The sequence below is a fragment of the Nocardia sp. CC227C genome, from assembly GCF_030767025.1.
Taxonomy (GTDB): domain Bacteria; phylum Actinomycetota; class Actinomycetes; order Mycobacteriales; family Mycobacteriaceae; genus Nocardia.
Genome location: NZ_JASITE010000005.1, coordinates 318,804 through 340,064, shown reverse-complemented (window position 1 = coordinate 340,064; position 21,261 = coordinate 318,804). Strand labels below are relative to the sequence as shown.

The 21,261-nt window shown below is 65.9% G+C and carries 24 protein-coding genes and 1 pseudogene; 7 read left to right on the top strand and 18 right to left on the bottom strand.

Going from position 1 to position 21,261, the window contains the following annotated elements:
• Positions 1-67: 67 nt before the first annotated feature.
• A complete protein-coding gene (locus QMO76_RS12675; protein ID WP_306361436.1) occupies positions 68-523 on the bottom strand; it encodes a hypothetical protein in 456 nt (151 codons plus the stop codon).
• Positions 524-598: 75 nt separating this feature from the next.
• Between QMO76_RS12675 and QMO76_RS12670 the strand changes: the two genes are divergently transcribed.
• Positions 599-1,189: a TetR/AcrR family transcriptional regulator gene (locus QMO76_RS12670; RefSeq protein ID WP_306361435.1), complete on the top strand. Its 591-nt coding sequence runs from the start codon at positions 599-601 to the stop codon at positions 1,187-1,189.
• Between the two features lie 26 nt (positions 1,190-1,215).
• On the opposite strand, the gene QMO76_RS12665 is transcribed toward QMO76_RS12670, so the two are convergent.
• The 3 genes from QMO76_RS12665 to QMO76_RS12660 form a co-directional block, all read right to left on the bottom strand.
• Entirely contained in the window at positions 1,216-1,671 is a 456-nt protein-coding gene (locus QMO76_RS12665; RefSeq protein WP_306361434.1) for an SgcJ/EcaC family oxidoreductase, read from the bottom strand.
• A complete protein-coding gene (locus QMO76_RS35345) occupies positions 1,604-2,233 on the bottom strand; it encodes a sigma factor (protein ID WP_372341965.1) in 630 nt (209 codons plus the stop codon). Before QMO76_RS35345 ends, QMO76_RS12665 begins: the two co-directional genes overlap by 68 nt.
• Positions 2,234-2,367: 134 nt before the next feature.
• Positions 2,368-2,583, bottom strand: coding sequence for a hypothetical protein (locus tag QMO76_RS12660; RefSeq protein ID WP_306361433.1), 216 nt, complete (start codon positions 2,581-2,583; stop codon positions 2,368-2,370).
• Positions 2,584-2,715: 132 nt separating this feature from the next.
• On the opposite strand from QMO76_RS12660, the gene QMO76_RS12655 reads away from it, so the two are divergent.
• Positions 2,716-3,669 carry a LysR family transcriptional regulator gene (locus QMO76_RS12655; protein WP_306361432.1) on the top strand — a complete coding sequence of 318 codons (954 nt, stop codon included), beginning with the start codon at positions 2,716-2,718 and terminating at the stop codon, positions 3,667-3,669.
• A gap of 70 nt (positions 3,670-3,739) precedes the next feature.
• On the opposite strand, the gene QMO76_RS12650 is transcribed toward QMO76_RS12655, so the two are convergent.
• From QMO76_RS12650 to QMO76_RS12630, 5 genes are all read right to left on the bottom strand, one after another.
• Complete coding sequence (locus tag QMO76_RS12650) at positions 3,740-5,212, bottom strand: amidase (protein WP_306361431.1); 1,473 nt, start codon at positions 5,210-5,212, stop codon at positions 3,740-3,742.
• A 26-nt stretch (positions 5,213-5,238) separates the two neighbouring features.
• Entirely contained in the window at positions 5,239-5,742 is a 504-nt protein-coding gene (locus QMO76_RS12645; protein WP_306361430.1) for a cupin domain-containing protein, read from the bottom strand.
• 646 nt (positions 5,743-6,388) lie between these two features.
• The gene (locus QMO76_RS12640) at positions 6,389-7,597 is read right to left on the bottom strand and encodes an MFS transporter (protein WP_306361429.1); all 1,209 of its coding nucleotides are present in this window, start codon (positions 7,595-7,597) and stop codon (positions 6,389-6,391) included.
• A 395-nt stretch (positions 7,598-7,992) separates the two neighbouring features.
• Positions 7,993-9,591: a hypothetical protein gene (locus QMO76_RS12635; RefSeq protein WP_306361428.1), complete on the bottom strand. Its 1,599-nt coding sequence runs from the start codon at positions 9,589-9,591 to the stop codon at positions 7,993-7,995.
• A gap of 273 nt (positions 9,592-9,864) precedes the next feature.
• Positions 9,865-10,107, bottom strand: a complete 243-nt coding sequence (locus QMO76_RS12630; protein WP_306361427.1) for an iron chelate uptake ABC transporter family permease subunit — start codon at positions 10,105-10,107, stop codon at positions 9,865-9,867.
• Between the two features lie 43 nt (positions 10,108-10,150).
• Between QMO76_RS12630 and QMO76_RS12625 the strand changes: the two genes are divergently transcribed.
• Positions 10,151-10,777, top strand: a complete 627-nt coding sequence (locus QMO76_RS12625) for an MFS transporter (RefSeq protein WP_306361426.1) — start codon at positions 10,151-10,153, stop codon at positions 10,775-10,777.
• Between the two features lie 366 nt (positions 10,778-11,143).
• Here QMO76_RS12625 and QMO76_RS12620 read toward each other — a convergent pair whose 3' ends face one another.
• The 4 genes and pseudogenes from QMO76_RS12620 to QMO76_RS12605 form a co-directional block, all read right to left on the bottom strand.
• The gene (locus QMO76_RS12620; protein ID WP_306361425.1) at positions 11,144-11,737 is read right to left on the bottom strand and encodes a hypothetical protein; all 594 of its coding nucleotides are present in this window, start codon (positions 11,735-11,737) and stop codon (positions 11,144-11,146) included.
• A 70-nt stretch (positions 11,738-11,807) separates the two neighbouring features.
• Positions 11,808-12,095, bottom strand: a complete 288-nt coding sequence (locus QMO76_RS12615; RefSeq protein ID WP_306361424.1) for a hypothetical protein — start codon at positions 12,093-12,095, stop codon at positions 11,808-11,810.
• A 9-nt stretch (positions 12,096-12,104) separates the two neighbouring features.
• Positions 12,105-12,617 carry a hypothetical protein gene (locus tag QMO76_RS12610; RefSeq protein ID WP_306361423.1) on the bottom strand — a complete coding sequence of 171 codons (513 nt, stop codon included), beginning with the start codon at positions 12,615-12,617 and terminating at the stop codon, positions 12,105-12,107.
• A 557-nt stretch (positions 12,618-13,174) separates the two neighbouring features.
• Positions 13,175-13,881: pseudogene (locus QMO76_RS12605) on the bottom strand (transposase); the annotation flags it as partial.
• An 84-nt stretch (positions 13,882-13,965) separates the two neighbouring features.
• On the opposite strand from QMO76_RS12605, the gene QMO76_RS12600 reads away from it, so the two are divergent.
• Positions 13,966-14,142: a hypothetical protein gene (locus QMO76_RS12600; protein WP_306361422.1), complete on the top strand. Its 177-nt coding sequence runs from the start codon at positions 13,966-13,968 to the stop codon at positions 14,140-14,142.
• Positions 14,143-14,201: 59 nt separating this feature from the next.
• Here the strand turns inward: QMO76_RS12600 and QMO76_RS12595 are convergent, their stop codons facing one another.
• From QMO76_RS12595 to QMO76_RS12575, 5 genes are all read right to left on the bottom strand, one after another.
• Entirely contained in the window at positions 14,202-14,579 is a 378-nt protein-coding gene (locus QMO76_RS12595) for a hypothetical protein (protein WP_306361421.1), read from the bottom strand.
• 212 nt (positions 14,580-14,791) lie between these two features.
• Positions 14,792-15,028 (bottom strand): hypothetical protein, encoded by a 237-nt coding sequence (locus QMO76_RS12590; RefSeq protein ID WP_306361420.1) that lies wholly within the window; start codon positions 15,026-15,028, stop codon positions 14,792-14,794.
• A gap of 73 nt (positions 15,029-15,101) precedes the next feature.
• Positions 15,102-15,890, bottom strand: coding sequence for a hypothetical protein (locus QMO76_RS12585; RefSeq protein ID WP_306361419.1), 789 nt, complete (start codon positions 15,888-15,890; stop codon positions 15,102-15,104).
• On the bottom strand, positions 15,890-18,493 hold the full coding sequence (locus tag QMO76_RS12580) for a hypothetical protein (protein ID WP_306361418.1): 2,604 nt from the start codon (positions 18,491-18,493) through the stop codon (positions 15,890-15,892). Before QMO76_RS12580 ends, QMO76_RS12585 begins: the two co-directional genes overlap by 1 nt.
• Positions 18,490-18,825 carry a type VII secretion target gene (locus QMO76_RS12575; protein ID WP_306361417.1) on the bottom strand — a complete coding sequence of 112 codons (336 nt, stop codon included), beginning with the start codon at positions 18,823-18,825 and terminating at the stop codon, positions 18,490-18,492. Before QMO76_RS12575 ends, QMO76_RS12580 begins: the two co-directional genes overlap by 4 nt.
• 300 nt (positions 18,826-19,125) lie before the next feature.
• On the opposite strand from QMO76_RS12575, the gene QMO76_RS12570 reads away from it, so the two are divergent.
• From QMO76_RS12570 to QMO76_RS12560, 3 genes are all read left to right on the top strand, one after another.
• Positions 19,126-19,308 (top strand): hypothetical protein, encoded by a 183-nt coding sequence (locus QMO76_RS12570; RefSeq protein WP_306361416.1) that lies wholly within the window; start codon positions 19,126-19,128, stop codon positions 19,306-19,308.
• Positions 19,309-19,796: 488 nt separating this feature from the next.
• Entirely contained in the window at positions 19,797-20,204 is a 408-nt protein-coding gene (locus QMO76_RS12565; RefSeq protein ID WP_306361415.1) for a hypothetical protein, read from the top strand.
• Positions 20,205-20,591: 387 nt separating this feature from the next.
• On the top strand, positions 20,592-21,119 hold the full coding sequence (locus QMO76_RS12560) for an Ltp family lipoprotein (RefSeq protein ID WP_306361414.1): 528 nt from the start codon (positions 20,592-20,594) through the stop codon (positions 21,117-21,119).
• The last annotated feature ends 142 nt before the right edge of the window (positions 21,120-21,261 follow it).

Below are 21,261 nucleotides of genomic sequence, written 5' to 3'. Positions count from 1 at the left end.
GCGGGTTCGAACGCCGTTCGTGGGGTGGGATCCAGAGCGAACCCTCACGGTCGTGGCCGAAGTCGGATCAGGCGCTCCCGGCCGCCGCGGCGTGCCGATCACCGCCATCGGGTTGCCGAACCGGAGTGATCACCGCCGCACTGAAGGCGAGGCTGGCGATTCCGAAGGTGAGGATGGGCGGGGGCATTTTGACGACGGCCACCGCGAGGGCGAGCGCACCCAGTGAGAAGGCGAGACCGACGAAGGCGATCGGACGGGTTCGCTCGATCGGGTCGGCGCGGCGGGCGGCGAGCAGGAACAGCACGCCGGCCAGCACCATGCTGTAGCCCATGGTGATGCTGAATCCCATGTTCAGGGTGTAGAGGTCGTTCGACCTGCCCGCGAGTTCGAAGCGTTCGCCGCGCATCACCTGTTCCGCGGGGGTGTCGGCTACGACGAACCGTGCGACCACGTCGGCCGTGGAGTGTATTCCGCCCGTCGCGATCCAACTCCACGCGCCGATTCGATAGGGGAGATAACGCATAGCCGCTCCTTGTCCGGGCTGTGCGGCCGAGTCCGCTACAGCTGTAGTGGATGCTACAGCTGTAGTGTCGACGGTGTGGAACGGAGTGCGCGAAATCGCAAAACCCTGCTGGCCGACGCGGCGACCGACATCATCGGCACCGAAGGTCTGCGCGGGCTCACCCACCGCGCCACGGACGCGCGGGCAGGGCTGCCGCCGGGCACCTGTAGCTACCACTACCCGGCGCGCAGCGACCTGCTCGCCGCGGTGCTACACCGCATCAGCGAGCTCGAACGCGCCGATATCGACCGGTACCGGCCCGGCCCGCTCACCCCGGACCTGGACCCGGACCTCCTTGTCGAAGGCACCACCACGACCCTGGCGCACTGGCTCGGCCCGGCCCGAATCCGCAGTCGCGCCAGCATGATCCTGCGGCTCGACCCGGGCAGCCGCGAACTGATCGAGTCGGCGATGGGTAGCGTCATCGCCGAGTTCCACGCGATGGCGTCGGCGCTCACCGGCGACCCCCACCGAGCCCGGCTGGCTATCACCCTCGTCGGCGGGATCCTGTTCGACGAGCTCACCCGCGGACCCGAACAGGTCGACATCGATCAACTCCGAGCGCAGGTCGCGACCGTTGTCCGGGTGGCCCTGCCCGACCGCGAAAGCTCGCCGCGCCGTGGGTGACACCCGGAATGACCGGGGAAGCCGGCTCATGTCCCCGACCCCGGATCAGTTGTCGCGGCGTCGATGAGCGCGGTGGGATCGGGGATGGAGGAGTCGGGGAAGGAGTGGTGTTCATGGCTGACCTGCCATTCCCCGTCCACCTTGCGGAGGCCGAGGGTGAGCCGCAGCCGCAGCTCCGGGGTCTTCGCGTAGGTGTCGGGGGTGCCACAGCGCAGGAGGGCATGGGCGAACGCCACATCGGTGCCCGCGGTGACGTCGAGGGAGAGGATGTCGAAGTCGGCACCGTCGGCCAGCCAGGTGAAGAACGGCGGCCAGGTCTGTCGGTAGGCGGCTATGCCGCGGACCCCGTCGTGCGGGGGCGGCACATCGAACATGACGATGTCGTCGGTGTGGCCGGTGAGTACTCCGTCGAGGTCACCGGCTCGGACGGCTGCCGCCCAAGCCTCGATGAGGGTTCGAATCCGGTGTTCGTCGTTCGTCATCGGTGGTCGTCCTTTCGGCGCACCGGTCCGCAGGGCCGGTCGGTGGGCATCTCCCACACCTCGTACGACCCTCGGCGCGAGCCGGATTCATCCTGGCGCGGTGGATTCGTCGGCGATGGCTTCGGGCAGACCGAATCCGCTGCACCCCGGGAAGCTGCTGGAGCACCGCGATGAACGCCAGCTCCACCGCCTCGCGGGCGGTATACCGGGCCTCCGGTCCGGGTTCCCCGACACCGGAGCCCGGATATGGTTCCAGCCACGAGCGTTCGGCCGCGGGCGTACCCGGTGCGAAATCCGTCGGCAACTCTCGACGTCGGCGGCTCTCCAGCATGGTCAGACACCGATTCGTCGCGATGCGGTACAGCCATGGACGGAATTCGCGGACCTCGGTACCGGTGGTCAGTGCTCGCCACGCCCGCAGCATGGATTCCTGCAAGGCGTCGTCGGCATCGTGGACCGACCCGAGCATCCGGTAGCAGTGCAGGTGCAGTTCCGCGCGCAACGCTCCGGCGAGGCGCTCGAAGTCGTCCGCGGTCGGCGCGGCGGAATCCGGGGAGACCATCGGATCGATCATCGCAGATCTTCCGCCCGGCGGCCGCGCCTCGACGCCGATCGGAACGGATTCCGCCCGTGGTCAGGCCGTACCGCTCGCCGAACCCGTGCGAATCGCTGGATCGACTGTGACCGGCACCGTCATCACTCGGACGAGAGGCCGACGGGAATGGGTATCCGGGTCAGGAGGCAGAAGAGATAGGACGGCAGATCACGAGGGTTGTAGCAGGGATCGCCCACCGCTTGGGCCGCACTGGGCCGCGGCTCCTCCAGCGGGACAGCCCCGGCGGGGGCGACGGCGGCCACCGGCGCGGCCGCGAGGACGATCGCGAAAACACTGGCGCGGAAACAATTACGCATGAGGGTCCGTTCTGTCGGTTGCCAACGGATGACCAGCCTGCCCGACGTTCGCAGTCCGAGCAACACCGAACTCGGCGACCGTTGATTACCTAGTCTTATCGGTGCTGGATAAGGATCGGACTGGACGGACGTATGGATCTCAGGGATATCGAAATTCTGCTCACCCTGGCCGATGAGCTGCATTTCGGCCGGACCGCGCAGCGTCTGCACCTGTCACAGGCGCGGATCAGCCAGTCGGTCAAGAATCAGGAACGGCGGATCGGCGGCCGTCTCGTCGACCGATCCAATCCGCGCAGGATCGCCCTCACGCCTCTGGGCAGGCAGTTGGCCAGTGAACTACGCCCGGCCTACGGCCAAGTCGTGCGCGCCATCGAGGGTGCCAGCCGGACCGCGAGGGGCGATTCCGGAGTGCTGCGAGTGGGTTTCATGGCCAGCACGACCGTCGACGACAGCACCGAACACATTCTCGCGTCGTTCGGCCGACGCCGACCGGGCTGGCGGGTGCGGATGCACCAGGTCGAACTCTCCGATCCCACCGCGGAGCTGGCCGCCGGTCGCAACGACGCCTGTTTGCTGCGGGTGCCGTTCCCCGGCCAGGGCCGGTACCGGGTCGAGGTGATCCGCAGTGAGGACAAGTGCGTCGCACTCCCGGCATCGCACCGGCTGGCGGCGGTCGAGCGAATTGCGTTCTCGGACCTGTGGGACGAGCCGGTGGTCGCGATGCCCGCCGCCCCGGATTCCTGGCGCGATCACTGGCTCGCGGTCGACGCCCGCGAAGGGCATCCGGTACACATCGCCGCCGTCGCCCACAATCCGGAGGAGTTTCTGGTCGCGGTCGCCGGCGAATACGGCGTGGGTATCGTCCCGGCGGTCGCCGCGATCGTCTACCGGCATCCCGGTGTGGTGTACCGCCCGGTCGACGGCCTCCGCCCCACCCAGATCGCGGTCGTCAGCCACCGGGCGGCCGGCAACCCGGTCGTCGACGACTTCGTCAGCGCCTGTCTGGAACACCGCACGCACGCCGCCGCCCCGATCACCCTGGAACCAGCGAACACAGCTTTGCGCATCGAAGCGCGTTCGCCGTGACGCCGGATCGGAGTCGCGCACTGCCGCAACGATTCACGGCACAGCCTTCTTTCAGGGAACTCCGAGGCGATTACGGGGCATCGCGCTCGGCAGCGACACTCCCGATCCGGTCGGGAGTCGGAATCGGCTGTGGCTGGGCGTCGATTCGCGCCCACGGCATTGCCTCCTCGAGTTCGAAGGCCAGCTCGAGCAGGGTGCGTTCGTCTCCGATGTTCGCCGACAGGTGCGATGCCAGCGGCAGACCCGATCGCGTTCGGTGGAGCGGGAGTGTGATGGCAGGGGTGCCCGAGATGTTGTTCAGCGGCGCGTAACAGTCGAAGGCACTCAATCGCTCCAACCACGAATCGAACGGCTGATCCGGCGACAGGTGGCCGAGAACCGGCGTCGAGTGCGCGACCACGGGCGAGAGCAGTACGTCGACGTGGTCGAATGTCGATCTGAATCGCTTCTGCGCCTGTCGAAGTCGATGAAGAGCGATCGGTGTGCGGATGATGGCGCGCCGGAACCGATCGCAGAGGCCGGTGGTGGTCGCCTCGAGCTCGGCCTCGTCGAGGCTGGACCCGACGATCTGGGTGGCGGCGCTCCGGATGGAGGTCATGAGCAACCCCATGTACAGCAGGTAGTCCCGCATGAAGTCCGCTCGAACGGGAACCGTTATCGAGGTGACGTGGTGCCCGAGAGATTCCAGCAGATCAGCGGTGACCCGGACGGATTCCCGCGTTTCCGAGTCGACCGGGCTCGAGGTGGGAGCAGCCGACAGCACCCCGATTCTCGAGCGAGTGCGACCGGAACCGGCCACGTCGAGCACGGGGCGCAGTCGGGGGTTTCGGTAGCGGCGCTCGGCCTCGAACATCATGCGTGCCGTGTCGCGAACCGACCGCGTGAGAACGCCCTGCACCGCGATTCTGAGCGGCATGGCCTTCTCCGAAATGTCTTCCACCAGGCGTCCACGGGACGGTTTGAGGCCAACGAGACCACACGCTGCCGCGGGGATACGGATGGATCCGCCCGCATCGGTGGCGTGGGCAATGGGAACCACACCGGAGGCAACCAACGCCGCGGCTCCGCCCGACGACCCGCCCGCGGAATAGTCGGTGTTCCAGGGGTTTCGGACCGGTTCGTCTCGCGAGTACTCGCAGGTGACGTTGAACGCGAACTCGGGTAGCCGGGTCTTCCCGATCGGGATCATTCCGGTCCGTACCATCTGGTCGACGAAGTGTCCGTTCGCCGAAACCGGGGCGGCGCGAAACGCGGTGCTGCCGAACTGTGTCGGCAGCCCGGCCATGGCGGTGTTGTCCTTGATCGCGGTCGGCACGCCACCGAAGGCCCCACCGCCACAATGGTCACTGGCGGACAATGCTCGATCGAAGTCTTCGATGGCGAGGCCACGCAGAATCGGGTCTGCGTCGTGTGCCCGTGCGATGGCCGCCTCGACGACCTCGCGCGCCGAGACCTCGCCCGAGGCGATGCGCGCCGCGATCCCGCACGCATCCAGATCGGCGAGTGCGTCGTCCCTGAAGGTGTGGACGCGATTTTTCTCCATGCTCTCGAACCTCCGTGCGAGCCGCGCTATACGGGCGGCAGGTCGTAGGGCATGACCTCGATCCCGTACTGCCCGGCGACGACCGGACACTCGGTGCCGCCTCGGGGGGCCTCCTGCGTCGGATCGGTGAGGATGGTGCCGTCTTCCAGGAACATGCCCTCCAGTCCGGAGGGCGCCACCAGGATGAGCATCCGTGCATTGCGGTCGGTTTCGTTGCGGAAACCACGCACCACCCCGATCGAAGCGTTGATGAACGTCCCCGGCCGGGCCGGGATGCGTTCGGTCTCGGTGTAGAAGGCGACCTCGCCGTCCAAGACGAAGAACGCCTCCTCCTCACGGCTGTGCACGTGGAACGGCGAGCCCTCCCCGGGACGCAGAGTGGCTTCGAAAAGGGAGTACTTGTCGTTGGTTTCGGCGCTGGTGGCCAGGAAGCGGTATACGATCCCGCCAGATGCGACGCGCAGGCCCTCGCCCGGGGCGCACACGGTGGGAAGCTGCACGTCGGTGGCTGTCGTCTCGTTGTTCTTCATCTGAGTTGCTCCTCTTGCAGTGGTTGGTCGTCGAGTAGTGCGCTCGTCGGTTCGGTGCCGGTCACACGGGTGCGTGACCGTGGTGTCGTGCGAGATGTCTCGCTTCATGACCTGAGCGTGCCCGCGGTTGACGGAGGACAGCAACGAAGATTGCTGTTTCCGCAACGGATTGTTGATGGGGATGGTTCGACGGAATCATCGGCGAAACGGAAAGCCGTGGTGGCGCCCACTGCGGACAGGACGGTCGCCGGGTGCCATGATGGCGGTGCCATGAATAGTTCGTCCGTTTCCGCCGATACGCGGGTGTTGCGTGCCTGTGTGTTCGCTGCGGTCGGGGTTCTGCTGTCGGCTGGTGGGCATGCGGCGACATCGGCGCATGGGGTGTCGTTTTCGGCTCTGGTCTTGGCATTTGCCGCTACCGGGGCGGTGGCGTGGGCGTTGGCCGATCGGCAGCGGGGGATTCTCGCTATTGCGGGGACGTCGGCGTGCGTGCGTGCGGCGCACTCCAACGCGGCGTCCAGTGCGACGGTGACCGCTCCGTCGTCGACACCGGGTGCTCGCCCGGATCCGCTCTAGCCCCGCACCTCGCCGACGTTCGCCTCCGGCGCACTCGCGGCTGTGCCCGGTGTTCGCTCGCTGCGCTCACTCATGCCCGCAACCGATCCGGTGTTCGCCGGTCGCGTCGTGCCCATGCCCCGGCGACGGCAGCGGCCGCGGCGAACGATCCGGCCACGAGGAACCAGCCCACGCCGTAGCCGTTCCCGGACAGCAGCGCACCGAAAACCGGTGGGCCGACCGCGAATCCGGCGAAGAATCCCGCCGCTACCAGCGCCGAGTCACGTCCGGCTCGTCCCGGTGCGGCACGCTGGATGACCAGCACCATCGAGACCGCGTTCCCGGCCATGCCGAAGAAGCCGATACCGAACACCGCCGCCCATATCAGCGGCGTCGCCCACAGCGCCGCCGCCAGCAATGTTGCCGCGCAGGCGGATCCGAGTGCGAGCCCGGCGGGCAGGACCACGGCCATTCCGGGTCGCCCCGCCGCCCGCGCCCACCCGATACGGCCCACGATGCCCGCCAGCCCGAGCATCGCCACCGAAACGCCTGCCACGGTGGTGCTCAATCCGAGCCGCTGCTCACCGAACAGCGCCAGATACGTATTGACCGATGCGAGGCCCGCTCCCAGGAGGAACGAGTACACCGCCAGCCAGCGCACGACCGGGCTGCCCGCGGGTTCGTGTCGGTCACCGCCTATTCCGGCCCCGTCTCGACGGTCGCCCGGATCGGCGGGCAGCACGCGCCAGGCCCACAACGCGCCCAGCACCGCGACACCGGCGGCAGCACCGGCGGCCGTGCGCCAATCCGTGACACCGGCCAGCAGCGTCAAGGGCAACCCGGCGGCGATGGCGCCCAGCTGTACCCCGGACTGCTTGGCCCCGGTGACCGTCGCCCGGCGCGCGACCGGAATCGTCGCCAGAATGGCCTTGTTCGTCGCCGGATTCGCCAATGCCTGTGGCACCCCGCCGATTCCGACCGCCAGCAGCAGCACCCCGTAACCCGGTGCGACGGCGATCAGGCCCAGCGCACCCCCGGCGAGCAGCAGCAGGGCCACCAGGCAGCGGCGCGGACCGAGCGCGTCCACCGCCCGTCCGGCCAGCGGCGACAGCAGCGCCGCCAATCCGAATCCGACCGTCGTCGTCAGCCCGAGCTGCACCGCCGACAACCCCAATTCCGGCACGATCAGCGGCCCCAGCGCCCCGATCAGGAACAGTTGCAGCATCGAGAAACCCATGGCCGCGGTCAGCACACCCGTCGCCGCCACCGTCCCATCGCCCCGCGGACGCGTTCGCTCCACCGCTCTCCCTTCCCGCCACACCATGCTCGACACCTTCGCGCATCAATAGTCGGAGTGCGACCGCTGCTGGTTCCAGCGCGGACGAGATCGTGGGGCGCGAACTGTTGGAGACTGTGTGATCGAATGCGAGCGTCCAGCGGTGACTGTGAGCGCATATTGTGCGCGGCTGGACGGTGCGGGCGTACCGGTATGCCTTGGACCTCACCCAGGAGGAAGTGCTCCGATCCCATTGTCATCTCGGCACCGGGCGGCACGACACCGCTGTACGTCTTCCGTTGCGGCACACAGCGCCCTATCCGAGCGACACACTCTGAGCTCGGCGTACGGCTCTGTCCGGTATCCATCGACCGCCGACCGGACGACCGTGCCGAGACCACTGACCGCTTCGGGTAGCTTCACCGGTCGCCGAAACGGTCGGCCCAAAATCGATGATTCCGGAGAGCGTCGATGTTCTGCTGTGGTTTGCCGTCGAACACGAAGCCGATCACGTCATCCCAGATCGGATGAAGCCCACGAGCGAGTGTCCATACCGCGTCCTGGTTGGTGTACAGGAAGTACGACCGCGGCCGGGGCGGAGCAGGGTCCCAGGCGACTTCGACCGAACAGCCGTCACCCGGGTTGGCGGTGATCGTGCCGGTCAGGTGAAAGTCCATGACCGAAACGAGGTTTCCGCGCCGATCGAACGGAATCTCGTCGCCGCCGGTATTGCGGCGGGTCCGCACCGCGATGCGTTCACCCGGAAGCATGTCGGCCACCTTGGCCTCGAAGCGAGGATGAGGCGCCATCCGCCACTCGCCTCTAGCGAGGAAGTCCCGTAACTGGTTTCGGCCGGACTTCTTGGAGCCTGGCATAACCAGCCAGTAGCAGACGATGTCGCCGAGATCGTCGGGTTCGGGCGCGGTCAGCAGATCGTCGGTCGACCCGCTGTCCCCGCTGGTTGTCGTGTCGGGGGGCATTGGGGTGGGCTGCGACGGTTCGACGGGCGCGCGTTCTATGTCGTAGTGGGACGGGGTTTGCCGCCGATGCTCGGGGTAGACCGCGGCAACTACCTGCGGGCAGTGGTTACGGGTGTAGGTGCAGCAATGTTTACGCATCACGTCGAGAGTCAAACGGGCTGCTGCGGCGGTGACCTCGGGGTCGTCCAGTATGCCCTGCAGGGTATCGAGGTTCGGACAGTGGATGGAGATGACGTCGCCGTCCGCGTCGTCGTAGTCGCTGTGCTGCAGCCGCGCTCGCGGATGTCGACGCCCGAATGCCCGCTCGGCCTCGCCGGTGGGGACCAGCAGGCTGCGACGGACGTTGAGGAATCCCGTCAGGTCGTCACGGACGACGAATACCTCCATCGTGCCGACGCTCACGCAGAGTCGGCGCTTTCCCCCGTAGGTTCCGGTGCTGACCGACCAGTATTGGAACTCCGTTGCCCGCGGTGCCGGAACAGACGATTCCACGAAGGTGCGCAGCAGTGCGGTCACTTCGGCGGCATCCGGTTTGGTGTGGTAGCGGTGCGCTTGGTTCGAGTAGCGGATCTCCTGGGCCGTCATGGGCTTCAGCGGTGTGGTGTCGGCGGCATTGTAGGTGCGTGGATCGGCCAGCCATCGATCCTGCTCGACCGTCGACAGCAGGTCGTCGAGCGCGTCACGCCCGGTGGTGATGTCCGCGTTGATCACATTGCGCAGCGGCACACCCAGCGCTTCCAGTTCGCGGGTGAGGATCCGCTCGTGCCGCTTCAGCTCGTGCTTGGACGCCACCAGCGGCAGCAGCCGCGCGGTGACGACGTCACCCCACCTCGCCACATGCTGGGCGATCCGCCGACTCAGGTCCACGGATTCGCCCACATAGTAGCTGTCGTCGTGGAACCGCAACAGATACCAGCCGCTGATCACGGATCGCCCGTCCGGTAGCGACACTGTCCGAGCCCCGGCGAGTTCGATTGCGGGCAGGAACTTCCGAAAGTCGGCCCAAGCCTCGGCCACGGCGACGGACGATCGATTCACGACATTGAGAATACGAAACGGAACCGACAGTTACGGTGCAGCCCAGCGTGATTCACGTACCGTCGACGGCTCCGGGAACGACCCAAAGGACGACCACCATCGCCAGCTCTGAAACGACGGCACCTGAGGGTACGCATCTCGTTCCGGAACTCGCGGGTCACCCCGAACTCCTTCGGAAGAAGGCATGTCAGGACATGCGGGAATTCTTTACCGGTCTCCTGGAACTCGGAGGCAACGACCCGGACTGGTCGCCTCGGAAAGCCGCCGACGGGATCATCGGCGAGATGGCCCAATCGGCTCAGTGGGCAGCCTCGCACCGTGCGACATGCCGAGCAGGTACGGCTCGGCCAGCGCATTGCGGGTCACCGCCTGCAATACCGCGCCGCAGACAGCCAGGAGCGCCCCGACCACACCGGCCAGCAGTACCCTGGGCAGCCGCAGATCCCAGATGAGCGAATCGCGCAACCGGGACAGCGGCTGCACGTCGAGCCCGAGACGGGCGCCGATCACCCGCACGATGTCGCCGTAACCGACACCGGCGGTGCCGATGCGCGCCGCGATGATGGCGGACAGACGAGAACATCTCGGATTCCGCGCCGAATTCCTCGAAGGTGTCCACGAAGCCCGCAGACACCCGTGGTTCCTGGCCGGGCTGGGGGCGCTCACCGCGGTCATCGCGACCGGCTACTCCGCGACCGGTGTCGTGCTCCCCCTGGTCAGCCGAGACCGATACGGTACGGAGGCCGTGCTGGCGGGAGCGACGACCGCCTACGTCATCGGCGCCATCCTGGGAGCCGTGGTCGTCGCCCGGTGGCGGCCGCGCTCACCGGGATGGGCCGCGCTTGCCGGGCTGGCCTGCTACGGGTTCGCCCCCCTGAGCCTGCTGCTGCCCGTGCACCCGGCGATCATCTTCCTGGCCTACACCGTGGCCGGCGTAGGTATCGAGCTGTTCAACGTGCCGTGGTTCACGGCGACGCAACGCGAAGTCGAACCCGGCAAACTGGCCCGCGTGTCATCCCTGGACTTCCTGCTGTCCTACGGACTGGCCCCCGTCGGTCTCGCGCTCATCGCCCCGGCCCTCGAAACCTTCGGTGCGACCGTGGTACTGAGTGCCTGCGCCGCAATCTGTTTCGCCGCACCCGCGGCGGCAGCCCTGATTCCCAGCGCTCGAACCTTCTCCCGATGAGAGTGCGCAACCGGTCGCATCCGCACGGCAGCGTCGCCGCGCCGAACGGTCGGATTCGCCGGTGTAGAGCAACGCCGCGCGGGCCTACCGACCTACTTCCTCGCACACGAAGACGTCCTGATCTTTCGTGAACCCGAGAAGTGCTCGGGTTCACGGGAACTGAAGCATCTTCGCCAGGAACCCGAGTGATCATCGGCCTTGAGCCAGCGCCTTCGCAGTCAGGTTGAAGCCGAACCCGGTGCCGCTGCGTCGTGAGGAGCTGTCCGGAATCCCTTGTTCCGCGCGAATAGTACGACGACTGCCGGTCGGCGCGGTGAGGTCCGACCTCGCTTCGATGCGGTCGCGCAGTCGGCAATCGATTCCGGGTCACGCGGTGCGGTGGGGCGGCGTCCAGGGGCTGCCGGGGGCGGGGCGGGTGCTGCGGAAGCCCTTTTCCAGATCCAGAACGTCGATGAGGGCGGGGTCTTCGTCTATGGCGTGGTGGAGGTGGCCGATTCGGCCCTGGTCGCGGGCGTCGGTGGGGCCGATCAATTGCCAGATCCCGTCATCGTGGTGGCTGACCGAGAGGATGGGTTCCTGCTTTTCGAAGACCTCGATTGTCTGGATGCATTGGGTTCCGAACAGCCAGTGGCGCATCCACCAGGTGCGGGTGTCGCGTTCCATTACGCGGTCGACCACCCACCAGATGAATGGGAGATCCTGGTGTGCGCGGGCCTGGTCCGCGGTGAAGTCAGGGCCGCCCTGCGGCACCTGCTCGAATGGGTCGTCCACGAGTGAGAACGCGTATGAGCCGTCGCGATCGAATACGACGGCGTGGAATGTGCCGCCACCGGCGTTCCCAGCCCCGATACCGATGGTGAACCGGCCGACGTGAGGGTCGGAGCCGGTCGTCCATCCGAAGGCGTACGACGCGAGCTCGCCTTGGGGACCGATGAATTCGCCGAACGCCCGGCGGTCCATGCCGATTGCGTCCGGGGTCGGTACCTCGATCAACCGACCTGGGATGACTTGTACGTCCACGTGCCGAACCTTAGCTGGAATCGTTTGACCCTTCGCCTCGAAGGGTTGGAACGGCGGATGCCGCAGCGGTGTAGGAGGAATCTTCAGTTCCGGTCGGAGGTATCCGCAGGTGTCGTGCGTTGGTGGCCCAGCGGATGACGGTGGTGTCGGGGATACCGAAGACCACTGTCAGGTGCAGGGGGTCGGCTCCGCAGGTGATGGCCTCTTCGAGTTGCCGGTCCAGGCGTAGCCGTTCCAGCGTGGCGGTCAGTCCGCGCAGATTCTGCAGGAACGTGCCGCTGACCGGGCCGGTCTGCAAGGCACTTTCCTACTGATGAACAGATGCGGATTGGCGGTGCGCGGCCATCGGGTGCGTCGGTGGTCGAGCCATTCGCGCAGCAGTCCGGCGGTCGGCTCGTCGAGCGGGAGGTTGCGGCCGGCGAAAGTGATGCGTCGATTGCTCCTGGTCGACGTCGTCGACGTGCAGGACCCGGATCCGGCGGGGGCGGGCGGCGTAGAAGGCCGCCAGCGCGACGCACAGCCGTGCCGCCGGAGTGTCGGCGGCGTGCCAGTGCGGCGGCGATCTCGTCATCGGAGAGCCGTTGCCGGATGCGTCGCTGTTTGCCGCCTGCCGGATCCGAGCGCACGGATCGCGGACGATCACCCCGTTGCGTTTGGCCCAGCCGAACAGCGACCGTAAACCGGTCGAGGCAATCATCCGCGGCTCGGCGCACAGGTCGGCCAGATAGGCCAGGACCTCGTCGCGGGTGGTCTCACGGAGGTGATCATGGTTGGCCGACCACGCCAGCAGGGCAGGTCGGGCCGCGTTGAGGTAGGCCATGGCGGTAGTGGGGCGCGGGCTTGGGCGGTCGGCCCGTGACCCCGCGCCGACGGGGCTTCGTGCGCAGCCGAGGACGACGCAGATCACGTCCAGATCGGTGAGCTTGATCGAGGCCGGCCGCCGCCAGACGTAGGTTCCACCGCATTCACATCAGCAGCAACGGGACACCGGGACGGGTGTGGTCGTCGCCGAACTGTCCCCTACATCCTCGACGTACCACCACATCAGCCGGTCGGCACCGTTGAGCAGTGGCACCATCCGCTCGCGCGGCCCCGACCCCCGCGCCCCCTTCCCATGCGAACGTGGAGCTTGCCGAAATATCCCAACTCCCAACGGATATCGGCCAAGTCAAGATGGCGGGTTTCGTTGACTCGCAGCCCGGTATCGGCCATCAGCCGCGACGCGGTGTAGTTCCGTGCGGTAGGAGCGAACTTCCGGCACGTCGCCAACTCCTGTGCGCACCCGGCGAGGAGCGTTTCGACGTACCGCCGATGCGGCGGGATCCGCAGCTTGGCGTCCTTGCGGTCCCGGGATGCTTCTATATCTGTCAAGTATTGATGGGCGGCAGTGAGGATTCTGAAGAGTTGCCTGGTGATGTAGCGTTTCAGGCTCCGCATGATCTCCTTGGTCGTGCGGCCTTCGGCTCCGCGTCGCGCGATGTAGGCGCGAGTGGCGGGATCGATCCGCATCCGCACGATGACCACGGTCGTCAGTGCTCGGTTCAGCCGACGATCACCGCCCCGATTGAGCCTGTGGCGCACGGTGTTTCCCGAGGATGCCGGGATCGGGCAGGTTCCGGCAAGCGCAGCGAAAGCGGCCTCGGAGCGTAACCGCCCGGGATGCGACCAGGCGATCAAGACCGAGGCGGCGACGACGGCCCCGACGCCGGGTGCCACGGTCAGTTTCGGCGCGGTGGTCTCGACCAGTTCCGCGAGTGCCTTGCGGTTGTCACGCAACTCGACATCCAAGGCTCTGATCCGAGCGGCCATCGCGGAGGGCTCCACCACCGTCATACCCGCTTCGAGCAGGCGCTCGGCCAGGCCGGCACCGTATGCGCCGATGCCTTCGACCACGACAAGGGCGGAGCGTTCACCGGCCCGACGCGTGATCCAGGTGGCGGCGCGATCCAGTCCGGTCGTGCTCGCTGGAAGCTTGCCTGGTCGACCATGGCGCCGGTCGCGGCGGTGACGACCGACAATGCGTGATTGGCTGCGTGGGTATCCACGCCGATGACGAGTTCGTACTGCTCTGAGACGATAGGCATTGACGGCGGAAGTCCTTCCGATGGGCAACGTCGTTGGTCGGCGTCGGCCCGGAAGGAGAAACTTCGAGGCACCGGGTCACGCACTTGCTCACCGAGGCCGTCGGCGAACGGATCTGGGTGATCGGCTGCCACTACACGATCGGCCTCACCCGGCGGAACGACACCTGGCTGCTGTCGTCGTCTCGGGTACGCATCTCGTACGAGGAAGGCGGCCGCGAACTGGAAGCCACCGCGCGCCAACGGGTGACCGCAGCGGCGTAACCGGATTGCCCAGGGAGACCGCCCGTTCCAGCGGGCAGCCAGGAAGTCGCCGAAATGCGTTATCGCTGAGTCGGCAGTTCGGCGACTATCTGCTGTGCCGCTGCTTTCCACCTCTCGTCGGTCGGTGCGGTCGCCGGTTCAGATTGGCCGGTGAGATTGATATCCAGTGCTACAGCGAGTGTGTCGGTGTAGATCCCGGCATTAGGGGTGCTTCCGTCGTCCCAGACCAACATTGTTCGGGCGACACCTGGGATCTCGCGAGCACCCGGGCCGCGGAACATGGCGATGAGGTCGTCGAAGGCTATGTTCTGCCAGAGACGAGCGATATTGATGGACGCGACCGCGAAATCGCTGTCACCGTCGGAGCGGCGGTACTCGCAGCGGCGGTCGATGCCAGGCACCGAGGTCTCGACGTTCGTCCCTTCACCGACGGTCACACCGGTCAGCGCACCGACTTCCGCGGCGGTGAGCAGGCACTCATTGTCGACGACTTCGCCCGAGTGGATCCCGATGACGGTGTCCTGAACGGCGGTCGTGGTGGTGGATGACTCTGCCGCTACCGGGGTTCCGGTGCTGGTGCTGTCGCATCCGCTGATCGCCAGCAGGGCGATGGCAGTGGGAACGACAATGATCGAGGGGGTGCGATGTCTCATGCCCAGTTCTCCGGTGCTTTGATCGACCAGTTCTCGTTGGCGTGCCAGCCTTCGTAGGCGACCGCTTCGGGGTAGTCGGGGTCATCGCCGATAGGCACGTCATCCTCGTCGAATGTGGGTTTGTCAGATGTGGGCGGGTTCGTGGGGGTGGGTTCCTGGCCCGGTGGTGACGCGGGTTTTGGTTTCCGCTGCATCAACGCGGCCACGAGATCGCGTGATAGATGTTCGGTCACGGTGGTTCCCGGCGGTGTGCTGAGGTCGATGGCGATCGGTTGATGATCAGGGGCTCTGCGGGGTTTCTTGGTCTCAGTGTCGGTACCGGGGCCAGCCGGGATACGCGGGCAATGTTTCGGGCGGGGTGTCGGTGGTGATGGTTTCCGGTTCGGCCGGGGCATCCGGATCGAGGGTCGCCACCCACGGGACGCACCGTTCGCTGTCGTAGTCGTCAGGGGAGCCGGGGTCGATGATCCAGCCGGTGAAAAGGTTGTCCTCGGGCGCTTGCCATTCGCGGGGGCCTGGTGCCGGGCTCGGCGTCGTGGTCGAAGTCGCCGTGGGAGCCGAGGTGGTCATCTCGAGCGGAAGGCCGTTGTCTTCCCACTTCGTGCGGGCGAATGTAATGGTCTGCGAGTGGCCGCGATGGCTACGGGAGACGTTGTACTTGCCGTCCCGTTCGACAGCGAAGTCCTTGAATGATTCGCAGGTGTGAGCGGTGAATCCAGTGTCGGTTGGGACGATGTCGACGATGTGCTTGTACAGCGTGCCGTACACCGTGTCACGGTTGGCCTTTCGGAAGTAGATTCCCCGTGTCGTGGGATCCGTGACGGCTTCGTCGAATCCCGGATAGGAGCGTTCGGGTCCAGCAAGACCAGCGACCACAAGTGCTTCGGCGGCAGCACGGGTGAGAGTCGGGTAGGTGTCGAACAGATCGGTGCCGGGCTCCGCAGACCAGACGACGGTCGCGTTGCGAACCTCTTCTGGCGGTAGATAACTCGGTGAATCGGGGGACTCGTGTGAGTCGGACGGGCTGGTTGTGCAGGCGACGGCAAGCAGCAAGACTGCCGTGATCCCCGCAGTGTGCAGAAGATTGCGGGTCATCAGTCTCGGTACCTCCATCTGTTGGCGTTGCCTACGTTGGCGCTGTCGTTCTTCAGCACACTCTCGAGAGTGCGCTGGTTATCGCCATTGTCTGGGTGTAGGACCTCGCGATCCAGCACGCCGGGTGCTTCAGTTGCTGCCGACGTGTAGGAGAATTGTTCTTCGATTTCGACCCCGCCGTCTGCGAGGGCTTTCGGCAATGTTTTCAATGCATCATTTATTGCGGCTATCTGCGCGTAGTCTGTCGAATTCCTTTCGGCGTTCAGAGCCACCCAGGACTTCATAGTACCGTCCGTATTGAGGAATGCGTCGGGCAAGCTGGCAGGTTCGATGTGGCCACCGTCGACGAGTCCCTGAACCATGGCGTACATCCGGTTGTTGTTGTCACCGATCTCTGCGGGGTTGTAATTGGTGTAGTCGATACCATCGACGGTGAGCTTGACGTCGGGGAACGGGTTGACGAAAGTCCCGTCTACCGCGGTGATGTCGTTCTTGAAAAACTCGGTGACCGCCACCCCGGCGGCAGCCTGGGGACCGAAGCCGGCTGCGAAAATCTGCGCGGCGGTGTAGGCGGCGGCGTACTTCTGCTGTTTCGAAGTGTCCGCGTCCTGGGCATTCTGGGTGCGATCGGCGATTTCGGCATCGATTCCGGAATCGACGAGCCAGCGCATGTCACCGGCCAGGGTGCCGAGCAGATGATTCGGATTGCCTCTGGCGGCTTGGTCGGCGTAGATGCCCTCGATGCGATCGGCCTCGGCCAGCGCGACGCTGTTGATGATGGTGGCGGCATCGGAGTCGGTATTGAGGACGCTCATGACACGCACAGCTTCGACGGGATTCAACTCGCCGAATCCGGTGGTGGTGGTCAGGTCGTCGTTGGCGTCGATCATATCGAGCGTGTACGGCGCGAGTGCGGTGGCCAGAGCCTTGGTCGCGACGGGGTTGAGCTCGCCAAGGGACTGTTTGTCGTGGCCGGGCACGTCGAGCCAGGATTGGTAGAGGTTTTCCTTGTTGAGTCCCGATTCGGTGGTCGACAACAGCTGTGCCAGCCCGTACGCGGCCTCACCAGCCTGCTTGGCGTCCGCGGCCTGCACCGGGTTGCCGGGATCGGTGATGCGGGCGTCCTCGTTGATCCAGGTGAACATCTCCGAGAGGGCCTTACCGTCGTCGTCCCATTCGTGTTTCAACAGCGGAGTGAGAACCGAGTCGCGGTGGTAGCCGTCATTGTCCTGTCCCGGTGTGCCCGCACCGAACAGCTCCGGGTCGCCGTTGCCGGTGATGAGGGCGTAATTGGCATCGTCGTTGCGGGCTCCGACATTGACCAGGTCCTGTAGCGCCTGCTCACTGACCCCGCTCCAGGGCACGTCATGCCCCGCCTCGGTCCGATCGGCGAGAATCGCCTGATGCGCCGCCTGGCGGGTCAATTCCATCCCAAACCGTTGTCCGGGTTCGTACCCCTTCTCCGAAGCTCCGAGCAGGTTCGCGAATCGCTCCAGGTCTTGGCGGTAAGCGGCCTCCCGGTCGTTGCCGAACAGGCCGCCGCGGTAGTCGTCGGGCAGTTCCCGAGTGTTGGCGTCGGGCAGATTGATTCCCGTTCCTGCTCGGGTTCCGACGAGTTCACGGACCTCGGAATGGAGTTTGTCGTAGCCGCCGCGATTGACAACGGTTCCGGTGTCCTTCTCACGCGTGACGACCTTCTCATTGGACAGCACCATCAGCCCGTTGCCGAGATCCTCCCGCAACTGCGTCGCCTGCGGAGTGTCGGTACTCGCCAGTTGGTCTGAGAACCGGAGTAATCCGTCCCGTCCGGCGTAGCCGTAGAAGGCTTGGAGATAGGCCAGCGTCGCCGGTGGCACGTCTACTTCTTCGCCCCTCTCGAGTGCCGCCAGCTGCTCCGGAGTCAGTCCCGTGTCGGCCAGCCGCGCGGAGATCCGCGCGATCTCTTCGTCAGTGGCGGTGCCGTCGGCGATTGCTTTGCCATCCTCCTCGGCAGCCGATGGAGTCAATCCCTCGGCGGGAGCCTCCGGGGCGAGTTGCTCGATGCCGTCGAGGATCTTGCCGATAGCGTCGGCGGTGGCCGCGTCCTCGATCCCGATATCCCGGGCAAGCTGCTGCAATCTGATGGTTTCGTTGATGGCGGTGTTCGCCCGAGTCGACTTGATGTTGTCGAGCTGGCTGATCGTGTCCTGGTTGTCGCCCGCCGCCGCGTAGAGGGTGTCCCAGTCGGTGCCGTCGGTGACCGTCCAGTCCTCGGCGACGTTGTAGAAGTTGACGCCGTTGAAACTGTTGTCGCGCAGGCTCGCGACGGCGGTCTTGGCGGTCGACACCATGTGGTCGAGATTGGCGTGGTGGGTGCGGGACTGGGCGGCGAGGTCATCGAATTCGCTGGCCAGAGTCCCCATCTGCTGGTGTTCGCGATCGGAGCGGTAATCCGCGCCCGTACGTCCTTCCCCCGACCAGTTCAGGCCGTCGATAGTGGAATTCATCCGGTCCGCCAAACTGCGCAGCTCCCGAGCGATCGTCTCGGCCAGCGGCGCGGTCGAGTCGACCTTGACCTGCCAGCTCAGGACCTGGCTGACGGTCGGCGTGATCGGGTCGGTCACGCCGAAGCCTCGCCGCCGTTGAAATCACCGAGCGCGTAGAACCACGTGGCCGCCTCGGCATCGGCATTGATGTAGGAGTCCGCGGCCACCCGCAGCAGGCTCGCGAACTGCTCGTAGCGGTCACCGACGTTCTTCAACGCGGTCGCGCGAACCGTTTCGATACGGTCGAGCACCGGCGCGGTTCGCGACCCGGCCATCAGCGTCTCGCCCGTTATCCCGCTCCACAGACCCGGCGAGTTCCCCGGCGCCATTGTCGGCAAGTTCCCCACACCGGTGACCAGCTTGTCGAACTCTCCCGCTGCTTGCCGCAACTCCTCAGCTGAAACCTTCATCGGCCCCCTCCTGGTGTTACTCGTGCCGAGCTGCTCGCCCGCTTGCTCCAGGGCCTACAGCATGCCGACAATATCAAGAAACAAGTCTGGACCAGCCCCTGGATTGTTGCGATGGAGACTACGGGCAAGGGTGCGTGGGGAGCTTCACTCGAGGGGGATCGTGCGTCTGTTTTCGGTTATCGCGAGTCTGACTGTGGTGCTGGCGACAGCGGGATGTACAGGGGCAGAGTCGAATTCTCATGTCGCTCCTATCACGAGCGCAACGGAATCGGTGCAGCCGGCAGTTGAGGGCGCACCCAGGTGGTCGATCGACACTTCGACGGCACCAGCGTTGTTCTGAGTGGCGACGTGGTGGTCGTTACCGCCGAGCAGCGGCTGTCGGGTCGTGAGCGCGCGACGGGTCGGCTGTTGTGGCAACGCGATACCGACGTGAGCGGTGCGCTGCGCGTCAGTGGCGATCTGATCGTTACTGGGCAGGACTGAGCCGAATCTGCGGGCCCGCGGCATGATGGAAGTGATCGAGTCAGCGACGGGTACGACCCTGTGGAGAGCGACGCCCTGGGGGTTCAGAGTTTTCGACTCGTCCATCTATATCTGGGATTGTCCAGGTGATAGCTACCCTCTCACCGGATGCCCCTTGATGCGGCACGATGTGCGGACCGGTGCCGCGCTGTGGGCGCAGCCGTTGCCCGCGGGCGTGGTTACCGAGGACACGGTGGGAATCCACGGTATGACCGCGCCTGCCGAACCGGAGTATCTGCCGGTGAACGTGTATGAGCCCACGCGGACGCCGTGGGCGCTGGTGAAGGCGGAGACGGGTCGGATCCTGCCCGGGCGTCTGAGGAGCCGCGGCTGGCATCTTGTCGGCGCTGGCAGGTTCCTGGTCGGGTCTAATCACGACGATCCTCACTGCCGAGTCTTCTTGAACCGTGTCGATGCCGAGAAGGCCACGGTGCCAGAGGAATCCCGCGGTGACCTCCGACGGGCGACCACAGCTGTTCGATCTCGCAACGGGAGACGCGGTGTGGATCGGCACTGCCGCCGGGGTTCCCATCGATGGCGACGATCAAGCGGTGCTCGTACGCGAGCAGGCTGATCGGGGCGCACTGTCCTTGCTGGATATGGCCACCGGGACGATACGATGGACCATCCCCGATCCCGGCTTGGAAACTACGTCGGCGTCGTGGCGGACGATCGTCACCCAAAGTCGGGTGGCGTTACAGGGCTGGGATGACGAGGGCCCCGCCACTCAGGTGTACGACAGCACGACCGGTGCGGAGATCGGCCACTATCGCGGCTGGTTGCAGGCGGCGGGTACCGACTGGGTGGCCGTGCTGCTCACCTCTGTACGGGAAAGGCAGTTGGACTTCCACGACTGAATGCGGGATCGGACCGGTACACCGAAGCTTCTGGCGACATTGATGACGAGCGAGGTGTTCTGGTCGTTGGAACCCTTGTTGCCGTGAGCATCCCACCTGGTCGTGGGATCCTTGGCGGGTGATGGACCGCGGGCACGGCGACCTCCCATTGATTCGATGGGTGGCCGATCAGGAGGCGCGGTGCCGCCGCGAGGCGCCGTCCCAGGGGTTGAGCGAGGAGACCGAGGCAGACGGGACCCGTAGATGCTCAGGGGACACGAACTGCCATCCCACCGACATCCTGTGCCTAACCGGCACTCACCGCACCTAACCGGCTAACAACACTCTGGCGTCAGTAGATGGCACGACTGCATGATGCTCCACCCATCACCTGACGAATGGACACCCGTGAACAACACACCCACCCGCGTCGAGCCGTTCCCCACCCCACAGCCCAGCCGCCTGTCGGCCGCGGACGCGCCGAAGAAGCAGAAGAAATGGGTGTGGCTGGTCGGTGCCCCGGTACTGGCTCTCGCCCTGGCGGCACCCGCGTGGAACGGCGCTGTGGCAGCGGCCGACGTCGCTCAGCCGGAGATCACGGCGCCCGTATCGACGCTCGTGGTCGATTTTTCCCCGGCCAAGCAAGACATCACCTCCAGCCAGCGCAACGCCATCCGGTCTGCCCAGCAGTACCTCGAGTACTCTGCCTTCTCCCGCAGCGGTCTGATTCACCAGCTCGAGTACGAAGACTTCTCCACCGCAGACGCTACGTTCGCAGTGGACAGCCTGAATGTGGACTGGAACGAGCAGGCGGCAAAGAGTGCCAAGCAGTACCTCGAGTACACCTCGTTCTCTCGGACCGGACTGATCGATCAGCTGATGTACGAAGGCTTTACGCGCGCCCAGGCCGAGTACGGGGCCAATGCCTCCTACTGACAATCTCTGCCGGCGGTAGACCCTGGTGGCGAGAAGCGAGCACTGCGGCGCGCGGCCGGTCGCAGTGCTCGCGTGGGCGCGGCGCGTGGGGTCTTCATCACCACCAAAGCGTTCACGTCGGTTTCCCGGGCTGAACCGGTCT